Genomic DNA, 21,175 nt, shown 5'->3' with positions numbered 1-21,175 from the left:
CCACCCGTCACCGTCGCCTCAGCGCAGGCGGTCCTTGGCCTTGTAGTAGGCGCCGCCGAACGGCAGGAACCAGGCGGTGCCGTTGTAGAAGGGGACGGGGACCTTGGGGAAGCCAAGGTCACGTAGAGGGTTGGCCTCCGGCTTGCCGTCCATCATCTCGGCGATCGCCCGGCCCATGTAAGTGGCCATCTGGACTCCATGGCCGCAGTACCCCATGGAGTAGTACAGGCCCTTGGCCCCCTCGGCCTCGCCCCCGTGTGGGATGCGGTCCCAGGAGAAGCCGACCATGCCGCCCCAGACGTAGTCGACCCGGACGCCCGCCAGTTGCGGGAAGATCTCTGTCATCTCCCGCTTCAGGACGTCACCGCTCTTCACGTCGGAGGCCGGGTTGGAGGGCGCGAAGCGGGCCCGGCCGCCGAAGGCGAGGCGGTTGTCGGGGGTGAGGCGGATGTAATGGCCGACGTTCTTGGAGTCGACCACCAGGCGCCCGTTGGGAATGATCTCGCGAGCGCGTGCCTCGCCGAGCGGCTCGGTGACGATGATGAAGCTGCCGACGTTGATCAGCCGCTTCCGGAACCACGGCATCGACTTGTCGGTGTAGGCGTCGGTGGCGGCCATGACCTGCTTGGCGTGGATGGTGCCGTGCATGGTCTCGACGAGGAAGCCGCCGGGGGCCCTCGTCAGGCCCATGGCGGCGTTCCGTTCGTGGATCTCCGCACCGGCGCGTTCGGCGGCCTCGGCCAGACCATGGACGAACTTGCCCACATGCAGGGCAGCGCCGAGCGGGTCGAGCAGGGCGCCGTGGTAGTACTCCGAGCCGAGTTCGGCGCGCAGTTCGTTCTTGGTCAGCAATACCGTGTCGTGGCTGTAGTTCTCGGCGAGATCGCGCTGCTTGGACCGCATAGCGTCGAAGTGCTGGGGCTTGAAGGCGACGCCGAGGCGCCCGGCACGGTGGAAGTCGCAGTCGATCTTCTCCTTGACGGCGAGTTCCTCGACGAGGTCCACCGCGTCGCGGAACGCATCGTAGATCTCGCGGGCGCGCTCCACCCCGTACCGCTTGCGAGCGTCGGCCGGGCTGATGGTGATGCCGGGGTTGCAGTGACTGCCGTTGCGCCCGGAGGCGCCCGAGCCGACCTTGTCCTTCTCGACGAGAACGACCCGGGCGCCCTTGCGGGCGGTGTGGTAGGCGGTGGACAGCCCGGTGAGGCCGCCGCCGATCACCACCACGTCCGCCTCGTCGGGCAGGTCCTTTCCGGAACGGTCGGGCAGGGCGGGAGCGGTGTCGAGCCAGTAAGGGATCTGCTTCATGGCGTGCGTCCTCTGCGTTCTCTGTCCTGTGTCGCCGTGTCGCCGTGGGGTCAGTCAGCAGCCGAGCAGGGCCGGCAGGCCGGACAGGTCGGGCAGTTCGTCGTAGGGCTGGTAGTCGCTGCTGCCCAGGCGGCCGCTGCGGTTGATCCACACCCGGCGCTTCAGGCCGAGGTCGCGGGTCGGGATGTGGTCGTACTCCCAGCCTTGGGCGACGTGGATGACCTGCGACGGTTCGACGCCTATCGTCTTGAACGCGCATTCGAATGCCTGCAGGTCCGGCTTGTACGCTCTCGCCTGCTGCGCGGTGATGACGTAGTCCCACTCCACGCCCATCTTCTCGACGTTCCCGGCGATCAGGTCCTCGTCAGTGTTGGAGATGATGGCGATCTCATACTTGCTCTTCAGCGCACGCAGTGCATCCGGGACCTCCGGGTGGGGGCCGAAAGTGGGGACGGCCTCCACGAGCGCGTCGCCGTCCGACGTGCGGTACTCCAGACCGTGCAGACGCATGGCCATCCGCAGGCTGGAGCGCACGACCTCGTGGAAGGGGCGGTACGCCTCCAGGACGGACTGGAAGCGCATGACACGGAAGTCGTCGAGGAACTCGTCGACATCCAGGTTGTCCAGGTCCAGCCGGTCGGCCACGACTTCCAGGGCGGTGGGGCCGATCTGGAAGTCGACCAGAGTGCCGTAGGCGTCGAAGGTGACGATGTCTCGCATGGTGTTCGGCCTCGATTCAGGCGTTGCAACGGGGTGGGAGGGGGACAGGGGCGTTCTCTGTCGGCTGGGTGGGCGACCACACCTCGACCCATGACCTCGGTCCGAAGCGCCGGGTGCGGATCAACCGCCAGGGCCGCCTCAGGCACAGCGGCTACCAGACGGGGCGGTGTGGGTGACCCGCGAGGGCTCGAGCCCGCCATGCCGCATTGTGGAACGTTGTGCTGGAATCTGGCACGATAATGTCAGCGGCGTTGAGGAGAGTCAAGGGGTGGATTCGTTAAAAGTTTCAGTTTGAAACTGGAATGAATGCTGTTAGGCTGCAGCCATACAGCGGTGCGAACTGCGACCTGCGAGACAGAAGGTGAGCTGCTGATGACTTCGACGCTGAGTCGAGCGCTTGTCAATTACCCCAATCGGTTCGACCCCGCCGTACTCGGCGAACTGCCTGAGCGGTTGCGGTCCACCATCCAGCGGCGACACAACGTGCTGGGTCCCGGCTACACCCTGATCTACCGGGAGCCGGTCGAGTTCGTCTCCGGTCAAGGTGCTCACCTGTTCGACCGGGACGGCAACGACTACCTCGACGCCTACAACAACGTGCCGTGCGTCGGCCACGCCCACCCGCACGTCGCCGAACGCGTGTCCCGACAGATGAGGGCGGTCAACACCAACACCCGCTATGTGCAGGAATCACTCGTCGACTACGCCGAGCGCCTTCTCGCGACCTTCCCCGAAGAGCTGTCGAAGATCACGTTCGGATGCAGTGGGTCGGAGGCGAACGACCTGGCCATGCGCGTGGCCCGCTTCCACACGGGCGGCGAGGGAATCATCGTGACCCGCTGGGCCTACCACGGACTTACCCGTGAAGTCGCGAGCTTCTCGCCGACACTGGGCGCCGGGTCGCCGCTGGGGCCGAACGTCCGGCTCATCGACGCTCCCGATCCGCGACGCGTCCCGGCCGACTCGACGCTCGCCGAGTACATGCGTGCCCAGGTCCGCGGTGCTGTCAACGACCTGGAGCGCCACGGGTACAAGCTCGCGGCGCTCATCACCGACTGCGCGCACTCCAGCGACGGTATCTTCACCGACCCCGTCGGTTACATGCGCGAAGTGGCCGAGGAGGTGCACGCCGCGGGCGGCCTGTACATCGCCGACGAGGTTCAGGCGGGCTTCGCCCGGCTCGGAGAAACGATGTGGGGGTTCAGCCGCCACGGGGTGGTGCCGGACATCGTCACGATGGGCAAGCCCATGGGTAACGGCATGCCGATTTCCGGTGTGGTGTTCCGGCCCGAGGTGTGTGACGAGTTCGGCCAGAACGTGCGTTACTTCAACACCTTTGCCGGCAGTTCGATCCCGATCGCCGCCGGGGCCGCGGTACTGGACGTCTTCGAAGCGGAGAACGTGCAGCAGAGGGTCCTCGACAGCGGCAGGGCGCTTCGAGCCGGTCTTGAGGAGATCACCCGCGAGTCTCCCTACATCGCAGAGGTCCGCGGCAGTGGTCTGTTCGTGGGCGTCGAGTTCGTGAAGGACAGGGAGTCGCTGGAACCCGACCGTGCGCGGGCAGAGCACGTCGTCCACGACATGCGCGAACGTCGCATCCTCATCAGCGCAACCGGGGAGGCGGTCAACGTCCTCAAGATCCGACCGCCGCTGGCCTTCGACTCGGCCGATGTGACGCGATTCCTCGAGACCTTCGCGGAGATCGCCAAGACCCGCCTGTAGCGGGCCGGCAGCCGAAGGGACCCGACGATGAGCACCTCACCTTCCGCGAGTATCGTCCAGCAGCTGTTCGAGGAGAGCGGTCTGGCATCGTCCCACGAGCCCATCGACACAGCGTTGGTGGACGAACTCCTCGCCCGGCATTACCGGCTGAGCGGAGAACTCGAGCGGCTGGCAACCGAGAAGGACGACACCTTCCGGCTCCGGACGGGGACGGGGGCGGCCGATCATCTGGTCAAGGTGTCTCCTCCCGACGAAGCGGTAGCCGTCGTGGCTCTGCAGACGGCCACGATGCGCCACCTCGAAGCCGAAGCCCCCCACCTCCCCGTCCAGCGGGTCAAAGCGACCGCCGACGGCGGCGACCACGTACCGATCGAGACCAAGCACGGGAGGACCCGAGTCCTGCGCGTCTTCGACTTCGTCGAAGGCGCCGTGCTGGCGCGAACGAACCCCGACGCCCAGCAGCTTGCCGAGGCGGGCAGGATGCTCGGGCGAGTGGACCTGGCGCTGCGGACATTCCGGCACCCGGCGGACGAACGCCGCCTTGTCTGGGACCTCCGCCACTTCCACCACCTGCGGGAGCTCGTCGAGTACACGCCCCATGCCACGTACCGTCGACTGGCGCATGAGGTCTTCCACCTCTTCGACGAGACCATCGTGCCGAGGCTGGGTGAGCTGGAGACCCAGGTGATCCACGGCGACTACAGCCCCTACAACGTGGTCGTGGATCCCCGGGCGGACGGATTCGTCACGGGGGTGATCGACTTCGGGGACAGCGTGCGCAGCGCCCTGATCTTCGACCCCGCCGTGTCGCTCGCGAACCTTCTCGGCCGGACGCCGTCAGATCCCTGGCATGAAGCCTGCGCATTCGTCAGGGGATACGAGCAGGCACGGCCGATCAAGGACAGCGAGCTGCCCCTCTTGCCCGTCGCCGCTTTGGCACGCCTCACACTGCGCGCGCTGATCACCAACTGGCGCGCGGACCGGGTGCCGGAGCGCCGCGACTACCTGCTCGAGCACGCCGAGGACGACTGGGTCAACGTGGAGCGGGCAATGGCCGTCGCCAAGGAGGAAGTCGGCGACCGGATGCTGAGCGCCCGCCACGACCACGCCTAGAAAATTCCGGAGTCATGGCTGGCAAACGCCGGGTCGGCAGTCGTAGTACATAGGAATTGGGAGGATCGGCATATCACGTCGGCTTGGTCACCCTCTGCCGTACGTTCACCCAACGCACATCAGATCAGGAGAGTCGCGTGACCACTGATCGGTACATCGGCGTCAACGCCGACGCGGGCGAGACCTTCGGCCGCTGGAGGCTCGGCAACGACGGGGAACTGTTCTGTACGTCATTTCGGTCAAAGACGCGTGCGGCTACCACGCCGGTGACCCCGGGCCTCTCAGACCTTTTCGGCTTCGGCCGACGAGCTCTTGCCCAGCACAGACAGCGACATGGTCGACTCATCATTTACGAGGGGGGTGCGCGCCTGGCTGGCCGCAGGCCAGGGCCGAGGTCGCAAGTGAAGCCGCACAGCGCGATGCCGGCTGCGCGGTACACCACCCCGGAGCGCGCGGTGGCCGTCGCCCGAGCCCTGCAGACGGTGCGACCGGGCATCCTGCTGATGCCGGCGCCTCGACCACTGGGCTACCGGCCCGTCGTCCAGGCCGGACTGCCGGCGGCCCGAGCACCGCAACTCGTATCTCGCGAAGAGCCAGGGCGGTGCAGGCGCCCCCGACCTCCGGGCCTGGAGTGAATACATCGGCCGCTCAGGCCTGGAGGTCCGATCGGAGGCAGCGAGGCAGACTCAAGACATGATCGAGTACGTGGCCGCCACCGGAGACGGCCACGAGGTTCTGACCCAGGAGAGAAGGGGCTGTGTTGAAGCGAAGGACGGATGAAGCGGGGACCAGGGTCCTCGCGGCGCGACAGGAACTCGGGCAGGTCCGGCACAGCCGCCGGCGCTTTGACGGCGTCACCCACAGCCTCGCTGAGGTCATGAGGTGAGCAGCAGCAACCCCACACCGCGCGACTACAACAAGGCGAGCGTCCTTGAAGTGGTCCTGTCGCGTGCGCCATTGACCCGGAACAAACTCATCGAACTCACGGGACTGAGCAAGGCGACCGTGTCGAGGGCGGTCGAGGAACTGCGCGCCGACGGATTCGTCGTGGATGGGGGAGTTGATGCTGTCATCGGGCGTGGCCGTAGGTCGACGTACCTTGATGTGCCCCCGACAACGGGCCACGTCGTGGGTGTCAGTTTCGGCGTTGTGACCACTTGTGTGCTGGTGACTGATCTACGCGGCCGTGAGATCGAGCACGTGATCGTGCCGACGGTGGAGCACCACGATGCCTCCGCTGCCGGCGCGTGGCTGGTCGACCTGATCGAGCAGACCAGCACAACCGCACGAGGTCCACTGCGCCAGGTTGTCGCAGCTCTGCCCGCCTGGGTCCGGGGCGGCACCGAGGTCTTTCGTCCCGCCGACCCGATGAAGATCTTCGCCGGCGCAGGTCTCCACCGAACCGTTGAGGGCCTCGTCGGTGCTCCAGTGACCTTCGACAGTGACGCGAACGCGTCCCTGCTGGGGGTGCTCGCGGACGACGCGAGCATCAGGAACGCCGCTCTGTTCAGCGTCAGCAGCATCCTCAATTTCGCCACCTGCACGGATCACGAACTGGCTCGAGGACGCACTCCTGCGTTCGGCGACTTCGGTGTTCTTTCCTCCGGTGTCGACGACCAGACCCTCGACGGGCTGCTGAGTACCAGAGGGCTTCTCAGGTTCGCTCGTGAACACGGACTGGACGTCCAAAGCGTCGAGGACCTGTGGCAGGCGCCGCAGGACAATCGAGCGCGCACGGAGGTGGTCGATGCGTTCACCACGGCGATCACCACGGGCGTGAACGTCGTCGCCGTGACACTCGATCCCGAGTCCGTCTACTTCGTCGGCCGCCTGCGCCCCCTCGTGGAAGAGGTGCTCCCCGAGGTACGAACGCGACTCGAGCGGACCTTGCCGACCGTCCCGCGGATCGCGACCATCGCCCAGGTACTGGGACTCTCGACAGCACGCGGTGCCGTGACCGCGGGCCTGGCCATGACACACAATCGCCTCCGGGACGTGCTGCTCAGGGCACGCAGTCAAGGCCCGCAGCAGGAGCAATCCGCGCCGGCGTTCTGAGCGCGACGCCTGGCGGGGCGTCGCATAACACCAGGACGCGGTGCACATTTGCTACGAAGCCCGGGTCGGTGGAGGCCTTCCAGGTCGTTGTGGTCTGCCAGGAGACCTTGCCCTCGCCGGATACGGCGCAGCGTCTACCGGCTGGGCCTGGGCCTGGGCCTGGGCACGGCATGACGGTCGCATGCACCGCGTACATGCCGAAAACGGCCAGGCCGCGGGCAAGGTCCAGCCCAATTAGCCGGCCCACGCCGGGCGCGCCGGTCGAGGGGTCACTGCGCTCGCGTTCGGGGGACGGCGCGTCGGCCGTAAGGGGCCGGGGGTCTGGGTCATGGCCCTCAGGGTGGAAACTCGGGCCGATCATGGACTATCCGGCAGAAGGGTGCCGTGTCCCTGCCGAGTGGTGGGTGCTACCCCGCCGTGTGGCTGGAGCTGACTCGGCCACCAGCGGATCGCGGCGGCGCTCGCTCACTCGCTCAACGTGCCAGACACTGACGACTCCTGGACGCACCCGTTGCCCGTCCTGCCTGTTGGTCGGGCACGATTCTTGCGTGCCGCGTCAGCCGAGGTGCGCTGGGTCGCCGGATTCCTAGGTCCGTGGATCGGCAGGCGCGCGCGTGGGCGTTCCTCCGGAGACGGTCGCGTGGCCAAACGCCCGGACCTCCTGTCCGTCGGCAGCTCCGGCCAACACTTCGGCCGTGCCTTCCAGCGTGGACAAGAGCCCTTCGTCGACCTGGCAGACGCCTCGGAGTAGCGAGATCCGCTTGTCCGAGCATGAGTAGCGGTCGGTGCTCGCCCGAGTCGGGAACGACGAACGACGCCCACTACGCCCTTCAAGAGCACGCGGACGCCCACGACAACCTGCAGTGCATCCAGGTGGCAAGAACAGGGACGACCCGAACCGGTTAAGGTTCCACGGCACCGGCTTCTACCTCAAGACCGCCGCTCAGACGGGGGACCTGTTCGCCGAACTGCCCGAGGCATGCGACAACACCCTGCTGATCGCGGAGTCAGCGAGCGCGCGAGGGCCTTACGGCGGAGATGTGACGGTGTGGCCCTGACACCTCCGACCACTGCCAGGGCCGACGGCCATTCGGCCCTGTCTGTGATGTCCAGGCGAATGGCCAGCGCGTGCTCTCCGATGCCATCTCAACTCGCCGGTGTGCCGCCTTTGGCCGACGGGACCGGCGTTGCATGCGTGTGTGCCGGCGCGGTCAGTCTGTGGTGAAGCTGGACAGCATCGCAGCGGGGTAGCGGCTGCCCGCCGAGCCGTGGGGAAGGAGCTCGGTGATGCGGGCCAGATCGGCGGCGGAGAGCTGGACGTCGGTGCCTCGACGCCACCGGGCGTACGGTGGCCTCCGGTGCCTCGGAGGTGTTCACCACCGCCGCCGGCGCCGAGGATCTCGGGGGCGCAGCCGTCGGCCTGGAGCCCTGGCAGACCCGGACCCTGTCGAAGCCGGGCCGCACGCCGCTGAACATCACCGCGGTCCCCGCCCGCCACGGTCCAGTCGGTACCGAGGACATCACCGGTCCGGTCACCGGCTTCCTTCTGCACACCGACGACGGCTCGACACCGAGCGTGTACGTCTCCGGTGACACCGTCGACCTGGACGCGATGAGCGCCCTGGCTGAGCGGTACCGCGTCGACGTGGCGCTGCTGCACCTGGGCGCGGCCGGCTTCGAGGCATTCGGTGACATACGACTGTCGCTGACCGCGGTCCAGGCCGTCGAGGCCCGCCGCCTGCTCGGCGACCCCCTCGTGGTGGCCGTGCACGCCGAGGGCTGGGCGCACTACACCGAAGACCGCAGCCACGTCCAGCAGACCTTCGACGCCGCCGGCGTCCCGCTGCACTGGCCCACCCCGGGCGAGCCCATCACCCTGCACGACCCGCACACCCGCTGACACCTCACCCAGGGCCGCCGCCGGCGCACCGGCCCGCTCCTTCTACGCCGCCGGAGACGCGGGAGCTGCTGCGGTCACCGCACTGCACGAGGGCCTCGCCACCGTGCCGGACAAGATCATCAGCGGGCACAACAGCGCCCGGCAGCTTCTGGGGCTGACGCCGCGCACCACCGGTCAATGGCTTACGTAGATCGGCCTGTAGCCGACCCGCCCGTCCGCAACGAAGAAACGAAAACGAAAAGGAAAGAACATGACACCGGAAGTCGTGCACGAGCGCTTCGTCCAGTACCTCAAGGACCGGGACCTCGACGGACTGGGTTCCCTGTTCGACGAAGACGCCATGTTCGTACCGGGTCCGGGACAGAAGCCGCTACGGCAGGGCAGGAATCAAGGAACCGCTGAAGTCCTACCTCGATTCGCCCAGCACCATGGAGGTGGGGGCCAGGTCGGTCCATCAGAACGGCGACCTGGCGATGGTCCAGGTGTCCTGGCGGATCACGGGTGAGAGCGGCATCGTGGAAGGAAAGGCGGTCGAGGTGATGAGGAGGACGAGCGAGGGGGACTGGGTCTACATCATCGACAACCCCTACGGCGTCTGATTCTCGTCGTCCCGGCATCACCGCCGACGGAACCTCGTCACGGCAGCGGCGGCCGTATCGACTTTCTCGGGCGCCCAGGAGGCGCGTCTGGCCGGCCGCGGTCGTCAGTCCCAGGACCTTCCCGGCCCCTGTCCCCGGCACCGTGATCCGAAAACTGCTGACGGCAGGGGATGTACGGGACTGCCAGGAGGTCGGGCGGGCTCTGACCTCGGCCCGTCCATCGTGCGGGATGTCGCGAAGTCGCACGGCGGCACCGTCTTCGCATGCACAAGAAAAGGCGGCGGCGCGGAAGTCGGGTTCAGCGCGAACGGCTCACGACTGGTGCGGCGAGCCTCGCTCACGGCGGGCCGTCCGGAATCGGGGCTGGCTGGACGACAGCAGGGGGTCAGTCACCGGGCGGACTCCGGCGCGACTGCCGGTTGTTCGGCCTCGGAACCAGGCGGGACGCCGATGCGCAACTGCCTGGGCCGCTGTGCTCCAGCTGTGCGGGCCAGGGTGAGCGCGGCGGTCATGGCCAGAACGACGAGGGCGGCGCCCGAGAGGAGGAAGGCGTCCTTGACTCCGGTGAGTGCGATGGTGGTCGAGGCCACGAAGGGAGAAACGGCCAGGGCTCCCGCCACTCCGGCCTCCCACAGACCCAACGCCTTCGCCAGATGGTGACTCGGTATGCGCTGCTGCACCAGCGCGATCAGCGGGATGTCCGTGAGGGCCGAGGCCAGCCCGGTGGCGATCAGGAGCACTGCGGCCCCGGTGGTGGAGGTGACGATTCCGAGCGGGGCACGGAAGATTCCGAGCAGGGCCCAGGCCAGCACCGCCGCCAGGGCGAGTCTGCGCATCCGCAGGCCGGCCAGCAGGAGTGCCCCCGCCACTTCCGCGACCCCGGCGACGCCCAGCAGCAGGCCGTAGCGGCCGCCCTGCCCCACGACGGCGACCAGCCCCACCGTCAGGAAACCGCTGGTCAGAGCGAGGGCGAGCACGAAGGTCACGATGACCACCAGCACGTCGGGAGCGGCCTGAACGGCCCTGAGCCCGGCGGCGAGATCGGCCCACAGGCCCGCCTGGTCGGCGGCCAGGACGGGGCGGGTCACGCGGATGGCGGCCACGGCGCCCGCCGAGCCCAGGAAGGTCAGTCCGTTGACCACCAGCGCCGCCCGCATGGAGCCGTAGGCCAGCAGCGGCGCGAGCATGAGCGGGCCGACGAAGAAGGCGGCCCGGAAGGCGACTTGCAGAAGCCCGTTGGCCTGTTGCAGACGGTCGGCCGGGACGATCTGCGTGACGATGGCGTTGCGGGCCGGGGCGAACGGGGCGCCGATCAGGGCCAGCAGCGCCGTGGTCGCCACGAGCAGGGGCAGGTTCAGCAGGCCGAGGGCCAGCAGCACCGCGGCCACCGCCACCACGGCTACCCGGGCCAGATCGGTGGCGATCATCAGCTTGCGGCGGTCGTAACGGTCGGCGTACGAGGCGGACACGAACGTGGCCAGGAACGCGGGCGCGAACGCGGCCACGCTGACCACGGCGACGGCCGTCGGGTCCTTCGTCAGCGACCAGGCCAGCCAGGCGGTCGCGGCGGTGTACAGGCCGTCGCCGAAGCGTGAGACGGCCTGGCCGGCGAAGAGAAGCAGGAAGTCGCGGTCCCTGAGCAGTGACATGCCGCCACTGTCGGATCTCCTCCGCAACCTGATCCACTTATTAGGCAGATGGCTAATCAATGGTCGTTGGCGTGCAGAAAGCTCTCCAGGCTGGGAGCGAGATCCGCCACCTGGCCGGGCAGGAGCCGGTACAGGACGTAGTAGCCCTCACGGCGGCGTTCGAGCAGGCCCGCGTCCGTCAGGACGCGCAGGTGCTTGGACAGGGCGGCCTCGCTGACGCCGACGAGCGGGGCCAACTCCTGGGTGCTGCGCGGCCGTTCGGCGATCAGCCGGAGGGCGCGCAGGCGGGTGTCGTCGGCGAGCGCGCGGAGCATGGCGACGAGTTGTGCGGGAGGAATCCTGGGGCGGGCTTCCCGGGCGATCGACGAGACGGGAAAGACGAGCCCGAGGGGCCAGGGGCCGTCGCAGTTGACCCGTACGTGCGGCCACACATAGGCGCTGGGGGCGAGCAGCAGGGTGTCGCCGGGGCCGATGGCGACCTCGTGGTCGTGCGGGCGCTCCAGCCAGAAGCGTTCGGCATGCCGGTCGCTGCGCACCTCCGGCCACAGGCCGCGGAGCATGCCGTACAGGCCGCGCTGTTCGATCTGGTGCCCGGCCTCGCTCACCCCGGCGGCCAGTTCCGGTTCGATGCGGGCCCATTCCTCCTCGAACGCCTCCCGCCAGTAGCGTTCCAGCATGCTCAGGAACCTTTCGAGGAGCGCGCGGGGGTCGTCGAGGAGCATCGCGGCCATCGCGTCGTCGCTTTCGCTTGCGACACGCTCCCGCAGCAGGGCGCGTACGTCCGGTGCCCACAGCGCGTGGGGATCCCTGCCCTCGCCGCCGCCCGGCCACGGCGAAAGCAGCGGGACGGCGAACTCCAGCCGGACCAGCTCCGGGTCCGCCGTACGCAGGCCGGCCAGCTCGCTGGTGAAGTCTGCCAGCCCACCGGTCGGCCGCGGAAAGAGGAACTCGGGAAAGTACGAGCGCACCGCGTAGGAGAACGCCTCGATCTCCCGCTTCAGCGCCGGCGACAGCCTGCGCATCGCGCGTACCCAGCCGTGTTGGACGGGGTGGTGCTTGGGCTCCACCAGCACATGAAGGCTCAGTACGGCTTCCATCGTCGGCGAGTAGGCGAACCCCACCCGCTCAGTACCACCGGCGGGCACCCGGAACACGATCGTCATGACTCGTCATCCTCGCCGTCCGGCGTCCCCGGAGGGAGCGTGCCGCGCGAGGCGGTGGTCGGAAATGCTGACTTGACGAAGATGTGCGTCGTTCTCGCCGTGGGCCGTTAGCGCTGGACAACGGACAACAACAAACCCTGTCCATAATTTGGGCTCCGCAGCACAGCCAGGCCGCAGATCGGGCACGGACAAGGGGGTGGTCAGCATCGGCTCCGGCAGCGTCCATGTCACCTCCCATCCCTTCCACCCGCCATGTCCGCACCCGAGTGACTGCGCATCGCCGGGCGAGTGAGGTACGACTCCGCTCGCCAACGACACGAGGGCCCCGGCCGCACTCCCCAGGGGCGTGGGCATACTGCTGGCCATGAGGACCCCGCTCCGTACCCGCGTTTACGTGATGACCGTCGCGGTGCTGGTGTCCGTGGTGGGCAGCGGAGCCTGCTTCGGCTTCGTCCTGGACGGCTGGGTGGGCGCCGTGGTGGGCGCGACTACCACCAGCCTGGGCGCGGGATTCGGCATGCTTGTCCGCCCCCGGCCCGCGGTGGCTTCCGTCCAGGCCGTCAGCGGCGACGGCTATGCGGAAGGGATCGCCGACACGGTCCTGTTGAGCATCGCGATGTACGAGGCAGCGGTCTTCCCACTGACCCCTGACGGGGCGAGCGACGAGGAACAGGATGCCCGCCGCACCGTCGCGTACGGGCTCTCCGCCTACGACGGCCTGCCCCGTTCAGTACGCGTGTCGGCGGCCGCCGCGTTGGAGGCTCTTGACGACGGAGCGGACGCCGAACGTGCCCGCGCTGCCGTGAAGGAACTGCCGCTCGCGGTATACGAGTGCCGCAACGGCCGCTCTCCGACGGGTGATGCCTCTGACTCCAGCAGCGGGTAGAGATCACCCAGTTTCTAGGGCCCGATGCCTCTGCACGCCCGGCAGGCCGGAGACCTCGCCCGTTCGAGGGCGGCGGCTGGTGTCTTCGGCCGGTGCGCTCACGCCGGTTAGCATCCTGCCCGGCTAGTGCGTACTGCCGATCACTGCCTGCTTCCGGAGCCACGCCGACGGACGCGGGGGTCAAGGTCCTGCGGGGCCCGCTCCTTCCTGTTCTGCGTTCCGTCGTGTCCACGGCAGTCGTACGAACCGGTGTCGGGGGCGTGGCCCGGCCCGGCCAAGGAGTACGTCATGCCGAAGAGCCAGTCCACCGCCGCGCAGAGCGCCCGCAGGGCGAGCCGGAGCGGGGAGAAGTACACCGAAGCCCTGCGCCGCGCGGCGACCGGCGATGCGCAGCACGCACCTCATGTCCTGCGGTTCCTGGCGGAGCGCTCGGGGAACCTCCACTACCTGGTCGGCGGGATCGCGGGGGCCTGGGCACACAGCGGACAGCGGGTCCTGCTCCTCGAGGAAGCCGAGGACTACTGGCGTTGGACCATGAGGGGAGTGGGTCGCAGCCGGCGCCGCCGCAAGAAGGAGATCGGGCCGGCCACCCCGCCGGAGCCGACGACCAGCACGCTGTGGGCCTCGCCGGACGGCCCCGGCCTCCTGGCACGTCACACCTGCATGTGGCAGGTCCGCCACCCCTCGCAGGAGAGTCACCGCGGCTTGCCCCGCACCGATCGCAATCCGCTCACGGTGGCGGTGGCCGACGCCCTCGACGCCTACGACGTGATCGTCCTCCTGCCGAGGTACTGGTCCTACCCCGACCGGGAGAACGCGACAGCGCACGTCGTTATCGGAGAGATCGACATCTTCCCGCACACCGACTGCAGGACCGCGCTCCCCGGCCCCGGGGGCGAAGAGATGGGTGTCCCGCGAGCCCCGAGCAGAGCGCGGCGGTTCTGCGCGAGCGCTGTCTGGACTTCCTCTTCGGGTCTCCTCATCCACCCGTCCATCTGGGGGGGGGCGGGGGGCCGCCGCTTTCGCCGCTGTGCTCACCCTTGCTGCCGCTGTGACCGCGGCGCTCGCCTCCCTCCTGTCCTGACTCGTGGCCATTCTGACGCCAGCCCTCAGATGTTCGGGGCGGTGTGCAGGGCTACCGGAGAGCGATGACATTCGCTTCCGGCCCGGGGCCGTTTCCCCGCCTGCTGGGCACCTGAGAAGAAAGTTCGGCCGCCCCTCCCGTCTGGCGGGACGTGCCGCTGATCGGCATTTTCTTGCAGGTCAGAGCCGTGTGACGTGGCCTCCATGACAGTGGATATCAAGGTCATCCGGGCCGGTCAGATGTACCGCTACTACCTGCGCCAGACCGTCGTAGGCGACGGCCGCCGCCCGGCCCGCACGCCGCTACGGGAGGCCCAGGAGCAAGCCGGTGTCCCGGCTGGGCGATGGATGGGCCGCGGCCTGGCCGTGCTCGGAACCGCGCGCGGCAGTTGCTGCACCCCCGTCCGTCCGAGCGTGGAACTCCGGCCGGGGGTGTGCTGCTGTCAGCCCTCGACGGGCTCCGGGTGCCGGACGGCGTTCTTCACCGCCATCTCCACCTCAACCCGCAACTTGCCTTCGGCTTCGGCGTGTTCGGTAACGGCGGCCTGGAAAGCGGCGGATGCCTCCCGCCACGCCTGCCACTGCTTGTCGTAGTCGACGACCAGGTCGTTGAGGCGGGCGTGCGCGTCGACGGCTGCCTGCTCCAGCGTCACGAGATATTCGAAGGTGTGTGCCACAGCGGGATCTTACGTGCAGGTCCTTCACCGACAGCGCATGCGGCTACGGATGCCGGGAGCGCATCCAGCTGACTGTCCGGTCCGGGGTTTGGACGGGGCGCCACATAGGTGCTGCGGGGCCGTCCCTGAGCAGGTCGACCAACGAGGCCGCGAGGGCGGGCATGTCGCACAGGAGGCGGAACGGCGCCAGGTCCCTGTGGCCGCGCGTAGGGCGCTGACCAGGGTCTCGACGCCAGCACGGCCGGTGCCGTCCGGGACGAACAGCAGCCGCGGAAAGAGCGGGTGGCGCCGCCGCCACTCCTTCACCGCCGGTTCCTGGATGGTCGGCCGGTGCCCGGGGGAGGGCGGGAGCGCTCGCTGGTCTCCGGTGGAGTATTTGACCTACAGGACAAATACTGGCTACGGTAGCGGTATGGGCAGACCGAAGGGCTTCGAACCGGACGTGGTCATCGCGCAGGCGATGGAGACGTTCTGGACCAAGGGCTACACCGACACTTCCCCTGCTGACCTCGCGGAGGCGACCGGGGTGGCCAAGGGCAGCCTGTACCACTCCTTCGGTTCCAAGCGTCAGCTGTTCGGCAAGGTGCTGGACCTCTACGGACGGACACGTGCCGAGCAGGCCGAAGAGTTCCTCTCGCACCCGGGCACCGCCAAGGAGCGCATCCGTGCCTACTTCGTGCTGCTCGTGGACGCGGACCTGGACGGACCGGCCCGGCGCGGGTGCCTGGCCCAGAACACGATCGGGGAGCTCGGCGGGCGCGACACGGAGGCCACCCGCGCTGTGCACCGCATGGACGAGGGCCTGATCGAGCTCCTCGCCGCCCGTATCGCGCAAGGGCAGCGGGACGGTGACGTCGACCGGAGCGTCGACGCCAGAGCGCAGGCGCTGTTCCTCCAGAACACCCTCGCCGGGCTGCGGGTCATGGCCAAGACGTTCGACCGGCCGGCGCTCCATCGGATCATCGACATCGCCCTGACTGGCCTCTGAGACACCACACTTCGGGCGGTAGCCGCTTTTTGCGCCCTAATTTTTGACCCCCAGTTCAAGAATCTGCAGTTCTCCAGGAAAGGGAGATCATGGACCTTGGCATCAGCGGAAAGACCGCTCTGGTCACCGGCGCGAGTCGCGGCATCGGCCTCGCAATTGCTCGGACCCTGGCCGCGGAGGGCGTGCGGGTGGTGGGTGCCACCCGGACCATCACCTCCGAGCTGGAGGAGGTCGCCGCCGCGGCCATCTCCGTCGACCTCAGCACCCGCGACGGCGCGACGTCGATCGCCGATCAGGCGCGCGCCGCGGTCGGCGGGATCGACTTCCTCGTCAACAACGTCGGCGCGGGCGACCCGGACGGGCTGACCGTCGGCACAGTCCTGGACGTCGACGACGAGCAGTGGCAGCGGATATTCGATCTCAACCTGTTCAGCGCGGTGTGGACCACCAAGGCGGCGTTGCCGAGCCTCCTGGAACGCAAGGGCGCGATCGTGAACATCTCCTCGATCAACGCCCGCGTGCACACCGGCACGCCGGTCGGCTACGCGGAGGCCAAGGCGGCACTGACCCAGTTCGGCAAGCGGCTCAGCGAGGAGCTGGCGCCGCGCGGTGTGCGCGTGAACACCGTCTCCCCGGGCACCGTGGCCAGTCGGCTGTGGACCGACCCGGACGGATACGGCGGCAACGTCGCCGCCGCATACGGGGTCGGCCACGACGACCTGCTCGCCTCTCTGCCCGCACAGGTCGGCATCGCCTCGGGGCGCCTGACCGAACCCGAGGAGGTGGCGGATCTGGTCGCCTTCCTGCTGTCGGAGCGCGCCGCCAACATCCACGGCGCCGACCACGTCATCGACGGCGGCACCCTCAAGGCCGCCTGACAGCGGCTGCCCGACCCGGCCGCCCCCGTCCCCTCCCACCCTTCACTCCACAACCGGAGGTTTCACCGTGGACTCCACGCCGCACTTGTCCGCTTCGCATGACGTACCCCTGAGGGCGACCGTGTTCGCCGGCCACTGGCCGACGATCCCCGCCCAGAAGAGCGCCGAGGTCCCGCCCGGCACGTTCTCGCCGACGACCGCGACGCTGATCAGCGGCCCCACCGAGATCGTCCTGATCGACGCCCTGCACCTCAAAGCAGAGGTGCAGGAACTGGGTGATCTCATCGAGCGGACCGGCAAGCGCCTCACCACCATCTACGTCACCCACGACCACGCCGACCACTACCTCGGCATCGGCCCGCTCCTGGAGCGTTTCCCCGGCGCGAAGGCGGTGACGCTGCCGCACATCCTGGAGTCGATGCGCACCACCTGGGCCGCACAAGAGGCGCAGTGGAAGCTGATGTTCGGCGACAAGGCCGTGCCGCACGGGCCGATGCCCGAAGCACTGGAAGGCACGACCCTGTACGTGGACGGCTCTCCGGTCAACGTCATCACGGTCAAGCAGGCCGACATCCACCCCACGAGCATCGTTCACGTCCCGGCGATCGACGTAGTCGTCGCGGGGGACGCCATCTACAACGAGGTCTTCCCCATGCTCGCGCTCTCGACCCTGGACGAGTGGAAGGATTGGCTCGACACGCTCCAGGTCATCGAGGACCTCGCGCCGCGCATGGTCGTGGCCGGGCACCGTCGTCCCGACGGCGACGACCATGCCGTCGCGGCCATGCTCAGTCAGACCCGGTCGTTCATCCACGACTTCGCCGCCGCATCCGAGGTCGCCAAGGACACCGGTGAGCTCTTCGGCATGATGAAGGCGAAGTACCCGCACCACGCCAACGACTGGAGCCTGCTGGTCTCGGCGTACGCGACGATGCAGCGAAACGGCTCAGCTTCGTAGCCACACCCTGCCGCCACGGCGAACGGCCGACTCCGCGCATGCGAAGCCGGCCGTTCGACATTTCCGCCAGCCGGGTGTGTCCCAAAGAGGGCTGCACCATCATGTGCGGCCGTTACAGGTGATCGGCGATCGCGTCTGCCACAGCCTGCATGCCGGCGCTGTTGGGATGGAAGGCGCCCATGAGTCTTGAGCCGCTAAGACGCTCGGGGAGACCGGTGACCCAGGACTGGGGGGATCCGAGGGCGTGGTCACGGCTGAGTTGTCCCATGGCGACGAGTTCCGCATCGGAGCGGGTTGCCGCGCGGGCGAAGACGTCGGCGACGTGGCCGCCGAGGCGGCGGAAGTCGTCCAGGGTCGCCGCGTCGAAGGGCGTTGCGCGGCCGTAACTGGTGTCGGGTCCGACCACCGTGAGGTAGTCGACCAGGACCACCCGTGCGCCTTTCGCCCTGCCACGGACCTCCTCCACGACTCGGGCGAGACCGGCCGCCGCCCGGTCGATGTCGTCCTCCGACGGTCGCGGTACGCCGCGCCTCTTCAGTACCGCGCCCAGCGGGCGGGTGAGGGGGTGGGAGGAGAAGCGGCCGGCCAGGCCCAGCCGGACCATGCTGCCGATGTAGTGGAGGTCGTTGCCGCCGACGGTGATCGTCACCAGGTCGGCATCCGTCGGCAGGCCGTCCAACTGGGGCGCAATCGTGCGGAACATGAGACGTTGGGGCGTGGAGGTGATCGTCTCGGTAGTGGCTCCGCTCACGGTGAGATCCGTGAGCGCGGCACCGAGACGTTCGGCGAGCAGGTGCGGATAGTTCCGGGAGGAGCGGTGCGCTCTTTGGTCCGCGATCGGCTCGATGCCAGGCCCCGCTGCGTACGAGCTGCCCAGCGCGGCGATATGCCGAATATGTTCTGACCTCATCGAAATCTTCCCCTTGGGTGGTTAGTCGTCGCGCGCCCAGCCCGAGAACGGCGCCCATGCCCCACGCGCCGTCCCCACAGACCTCTCGCGTGAGTTCGCCCCGCAGGTGTACGGCCTTCCGCGCACCGGCGAAGGTCAGGACACCCGCCGCGACGGCGGAGGCGAACGCGCCGACAAAGTGACCCGGCGACCGCTGTCAGTCTGCTCGAGAGCCCTCGTACAGGGCGATGGTCTCCTGCGCCCTACGGACCAGCACCCCACGCAGCTCGGTCGGCTGAAGGACCTCGACGGCGGGACCGAAGAGGAGCAGCTGCTCAGCTGAGCCCAGCGAACGGAACCTCACCTGCAGTTGCACCGGATCGGTGCTCTCGGCATCGGCCGGCTCCGGCGGCGGCGGGGCGGCAAGCTCCGCACCGTGCAGAGCCAGGAACTTCGCCAGCATGCGGCGCTGGACCTTCACCGACACGTTCACCGGTGTGGGCACGTTGTCGACCCCATGACGCAGGCTCTCCCACAGATCAGCCAGCTCCACCCCGCTGCGCCGCTGGACGGGATCCTCGATGACCGTCGCCGAGAGCATCCGATCCGCCCGGAACATCATGGGCTTGTCGCGGTGATCGGCGATCAGATACCAGATGCCCGCCTTGCTCACCAGCCCATACGGATCAAGGGTGTAGGAGCGGACCTCGGCATCGCGGCCGTGACGGTAGCGCAGCCGAAGCCTCCGGTCATTGAAGACCGCGGCCTGGAGCACGCCGAGGTCGACGGTGAGCTCCTGGGGGCTGCCGCGCCAGCGCACCGGGTCGATCAGGATGCGGCGGCTGGCGAGATCGGCGTCGCCGCGAAACGGCGCGGGCACAGCAGCCATGACCTTGCGCAGCGCCGAACCGATCGCCTGCCCCAGCCCCAGGTCGGCGTGAGCCCGGTCGGTGACCAGGACGAACAGCGCGCGGGCTTCGTCGGCCGTCAGGCCGGTGACATCGGTGCGGTAACCGGGAAGCAAAGCGATACCCCCGTTGCGGCCCCGCTCGGCGTACACAGGCACACCGGCCGCGGACAGCGCCTCGACATCGCGGAAGATGGTCCGGACCGATACTTCCAGGCGCTCGGCCAGGTCGGTCGCGGGCACCTGCCCGTGGGTCTGCAGCAACAGCAGCAGTGACAGCAATCGGTCGGATTTCATATCTCAAGAATGACCCGGATACATGACGAAACCCGTCATGTATCCGGAGTGTGCTCCACGGCAGCTCCCCCCACCCCGACCGAGCCTCGGCCGGTGCACCAACGCCGCTCCTGCAAGGACCGGAGCGGCCACCCTGCGCGTCGGCCCCCGCTCATCAAAGCCGCCGCATACGCTCGGCTCCGCACACGTCGGCCCGGCCAGCCGCGCCGCCTCTCCTGCGGGTGTGCCGAAAAGGTCCCAGATATACATGACGGCACATGTCAGGTATCTGGTCGTACGTTCATGGGGCAGCAGCACGCGGCTCAGCACGAGAGCGAGCCAGCCGATGAGAGCTGCTTCAGAACCAAGACTTCGGAGGATCTCATGACCGGCATGGATGTCGAACGTACCCCTGACGAGCGTTTCGAAGGTCTCGCCGACTGGCCGTACGAGCCGCGGTACGTCACGGTCGGTGAGGGGCTGCGGATGCACTACGTCGATGAGGGGCCGTCCGACGGTCCGGTCGTGGTGCTCGCTCACGGTGAGCCGTCCTGGGGGTACCTGTACCGCAAGATGATCCCCGGCCTGGTGGCAGCGGGCCGGCGGGTCCTGGTCCCGGATCTGATCGGGTTCGGCCGCTCGGACAAGCCGGTCGACCGGGCCGCGTACACCTACGAGTCCCACATCGCCTGGACCGGTGACTGGCTGGACCAGCTCGGCCTCACTGACATCACCCTGTTCGGCCAGGACTGGGGCGGCTACATCTTCAACGTGCACGTCGGGCTCACGCCCGACCGGTTCGTGGCCGTGGTCGCTTCCAACACCGGCCTGACCGACCCGGGCTTCATGGCCTCGCTGACCGAGGAGCAGTTCACGCAGGGGTTCAGCGCGTTCCTGCAGTGGCGGGAGATGTCCGAGGCGCCCGACCTGACCGCTGCGCGGGCCATCGCCGCCGCTCTCAGCGTGAGCGGCGACGTCCTGACCGAGCAGGAGGCCGCCGCCTACGACGCCCCCTTCCCCTCCGAGCGGTACTTCGCCGGGGCACGGCAGTTCCCGCACCTCGTCACGCTCGAGACTCCGGAACCGCTCGCCTCGACGCTGCGCAGTGCCTGGGCCGGGCTGGAAGCCTTCGACAAGCCGTTCCTGACCGCCTTCGCCGAACACGAACAGATCTCGCGCCCCTTCGAGGGCATCCTCCAGGCACGCGTCCCCGGCGCGAAGGGGCAGAAGCACGTGACGGTCCCCGACGCCGGTCACTTCCTGCAGGAACAGCAGCCCGACCTGCTGGTCGAGACCATCCTCAGCCTCGGCTGACAGCCCACCCGCACGACGGCCCCCCACACCTGCCCGCTTGGGCGGGTGGGCGGGTGGGTGTGGTGACGTGGCGGAGACCGGCCTCACCCC

At 68.5% G+C, this 21,175-nt stretch carries 19 protein-coding genes and 1 pseudogene; 13 read left to right on the top strand and 7 right to left on the bottom strand.

Features of this window, described 5'->3' with window-relative positions; translation table 11 throughout:
• Positions 1–18: 18 nt before the first annotated feature.
• Both ABZ027_RS04020 and ABZ027_RS04015 read right to left on the bottom strand, forming a co-directional pair.
• Positions 19–1,308, bottom strand: coding sequence for an FAD-binding oxidoreductase (locus tag ABZ027_RS04020; RefSeq protein WP_356764117.1), 1,290 nt, complete (start codon positions 1,306–1,308; stop codon positions 19–21).
• A 54-nt stretch (positions 1,309–1,362) separates the two neighbouring features.
• The gene (locus ABZ027_RS04015; RefSeq protein WP_356764115.1) at positions 1,363–2,028 is read right to left on the bottom strand and encodes a haloacid dehalogenase type II; all 666 of its coding nucleotides are present in this window, start codon (positions 2,026–2,028) and stop codon (positions 1,363–1,365) included.
• Between the two features lie 372 nt (positions 2,029–2,400).
• On the opposite strand from ABZ027_RS04015, the gene ABZ027_RS04010 reads away from it, so the two are divergent.
• The 7 genes and pseudogenes from ABZ027_RS04010 to ABZ027_RS03980 all read left to right on the top strand — a co-directional run bounded on the left by ABZ027_RS04010 (position 2,401) and on the right by ABZ027_RS03980 (position 9,417).
• Complete coding sequence (locus ABZ027_RS04010; protein ID WP_356764113.1) at positions 2,401–3,750, top strand: aspartate aminotransferase family protein; 1,350 nt, start codon at positions 2,401–2,403, stop codon at positions 3,748–3,750.
• A gap of 27 nt (positions 3,751–3,777) precedes the next feature.
• Positions 3,778–4,863, top strand: a complete 1,086-nt coding sequence (locus ABZ027_RS04005; RefSeq protein WP_356764111.1) for a phosphotransferase — start codon at positions 3,778–3,780, stop codon at positions 4,861–4,863.
• Between the two features lie 137 nt (positions 4,864–5,000).
• Positions 5,001–5,498, top strand: a complete 498-nt coding sequence (locus ABZ027_RS04000; RefSeq protein WP_356764110.1) for a LamB/YcsF family protein — start codon at positions 5,001–5,003, stop codon at positions 5,496–5,498.
• A 247-nt stretch (positions 5,499–5,745) separates the two neighbouring features.
• Positions 5,746–6,918: an ROK family protein gene (locus ABZ027_RS03995; RefSeq protein ID WP_356764108.1), complete on the top strand. Its 1,173-nt coding sequence runs from the start codon at positions 5,746–5,748 to the stop codon at positions 6,916–6,918.
• A 433-nt stretch (positions 6,919–7,351) separates the two neighbouring features.
• Positions 7,352–7,669: pseudogene (locus ABZ027_RS03990) on the top strand (SGNH/GDSL hydrolase family protein); the annotation flags it as partial.
• A 597-nt stretch (positions 7,670–8,266) separates the two neighbouring features.
• On the top strand, positions 8,267–8,818 hold the full coding sequence (locus tag ABZ027_RS03985) for a hypothetical protein (protein ID WP_356764106.1): 552 nt from the start codon (positions 8,267–8,269) through the stop codon (positions 8,816–8,818).
• 434 nt (positions 8,819–9,252) lie between these two features.
• Positions 9,253–9,417 carry a hypothetical protein gene (locus tag ABZ027_RS03980; RefSeq protein WP_356764104.1) on the top strand — a complete coding sequence of 55 codons (165 nt, stop codon included), beginning with the start codon at positions 9,253–9,255 and terminating at the stop codon, positions 9,415–9,417.
• Between the two features lie 389 nt (positions 9,418–9,806).
• Here ABZ027_RS03980 and ABZ027_RS03975 read toward each other — a convergent pair whose 3' ends face one another.
• Entirely contained in the window at positions 9,807–11,066 is a 1,260-nt protein-coding gene (locus ABZ027_RS03975) for an MFS transporter (RefSeq protein ID WP_356764102.1), read from the bottom strand.
• 56 nt (positions 11,067–11,122) lie between these two features.
• Positions 11,123–12,229: a DUF5937 family protein gene (locus tag ABZ027_RS03970; RefSeq protein ID WP_356764100.1), complete on the bottom strand. Its 1,107-nt coding sequence runs from the start codon at positions 12,227–12,229 to the stop codon at positions 11,123–11,125.
• A gap of 364 nt (positions 12,230–12,593) precedes the next feature.
• Here ABZ027_RS03970 and ABZ027_RS03965 point away from each other — a divergent pair, with 364 nt between their 5' ends.
• Together ABZ027_RS03965 and ABZ027_RS03960 are read left to right on the top strand one after the other, a co-directional pair.
• Positions 12,594–13,115 (top strand): hypothetical protein, encoded by a 522-nt coding sequence (locus ABZ027_RS03965; protein WP_356764098.1) that lies wholly within the window; start codon positions 12,594–12,596, stop codon positions 13,113–13,115.
• Positions 13,116–13,403: 288 nt separating this feature from the next.
• Positions 13,404–14,267 (top strand): hypothetical protein, encoded by an 864-nt coding sequence (locus ABZ027_RS03960; protein WP_356764096.1) that lies wholly within the window; start codon positions 13,404–13,406, stop codon positions 14,265–14,267.
• 374 nt (positions 14,268–14,641) lie between these two features.
• Here the strand turns inward: ABZ027_RS03960 and ABZ027_RS03955 are convergent, their stop codons facing one another.
• Complete coding sequence (locus tag ABZ027_RS03955; protein ID WP_356764094.1) at positions 14,642–14,875, bottom strand: hypothetical protein; 234 nt, start codon at positions 14,873–14,875, stop codon at positions 14,642–14,644.
• Positions 14,876–15,287: 412 nt separating this feature from the next.
• Here ABZ027_RS03955 and ABZ027_RS03950 point away from each other — a divergent pair, with 412 nt between their 5' ends.
• The 3 genes from ABZ027_RS03950 to ABZ027_RS03940 all read left to right on the top strand — a co-directional run bounded on the left by ABZ027_RS03950 (position 15,288) and on the right by ABZ027_RS03940 (position 17,699).
• Positions 15,288–15,863 (top strand): TetR/AcrR family transcriptional regulator, encoded by a 576-nt coding sequence (locus ABZ027_RS03950; RefSeq protein WP_356764092.1) that lies wholly within the window; start codon positions 15,288–15,290, stop codon positions 15,861–15,863.
• An 89-nt stretch (positions 15,864–15,952) separates the two neighbouring features.
• Positions 15,953–16,741, top strand: a complete 789-nt coding sequence (locus ABZ027_RS03945) for an SDR family oxidoreductase (RefSeq protein ID WP_356764090.1) — start codon at positions 15,953–15,955, stop codon at positions 16,739–16,741.
• Between the two features lie 67 nt (positions 16,742–16,808).
• Positions 16,809–17,699, top strand: a complete 891-nt coding sequence (locus ABZ027_RS03940; RefSeq protein WP_356764088.1) for an MBL fold metallo-hydrolase — start codon at positions 16,809–16,811, stop codon at positions 17,697–17,699.
• A 112-nt stretch (positions 17,700–17,811) separates the two neighbouring features.
• Here the strand turns inward: ABZ027_RS03940 and ABZ027_RS03935 are convergent, their stop codons facing one another.
• Together ABZ027_RS03935 and ABZ027_RS03930 are read right to left on the bottom strand one after the other, a co-directional pair.
• Positions 17,812–18,609: an SGNH/GDSL hydrolase family protein gene (locus ABZ027_RS03935; protein WP_356764086.1), complete on the bottom strand. Its 798-nt coding sequence runs from the start codon at positions 18,607–18,609 to the stop codon at positions 17,812–17,814.
• Positions 18,610–18,805: 196 nt separating this feature from the next.
• The gene (locus ABZ027_RS03930) at positions 18,806–19,792 is read right to left on the bottom strand and encodes a WYL domain-containing protein (protein WP_356764084.1); all 987 of its coding nucleotides are present in this window, start codon (positions 19,790–19,792) and stop codon (positions 18,806–18,808) included.
• Between the two features lie 372 nt (positions 19,793–20,164).
• Here ABZ027_RS03930 and ABZ027_RS03925 point away from each other — a divergent pair, with 372 nt between their 5' ends.
• Positions 20,165–21,085 (top strand): haloalkane dehalogenase, encoded by a 921-nt coding sequence (locus tag ABZ027_RS03925; RefSeq protein WP_356764082.1) that lies wholly within the window; start codon positions 20,165–20,167, stop codon positions 21,083–21,085.
• Positions 21,086–21,175 lie beyond the last annotated feature (90 nt).

This window comes from Streptomyces sp. NPDC006332 (genome assembly GCF_040612855.1).
Lineage (GTDB): Bacteria > Actinomycetota > Actinomycetes > Streptomycetales > Streptomycetaceae > Streptomyces.
Note: the sequence above shows the minus strand (reverse complement) of the source record. Positions and strands in the feature narration are given on the sequence as shown.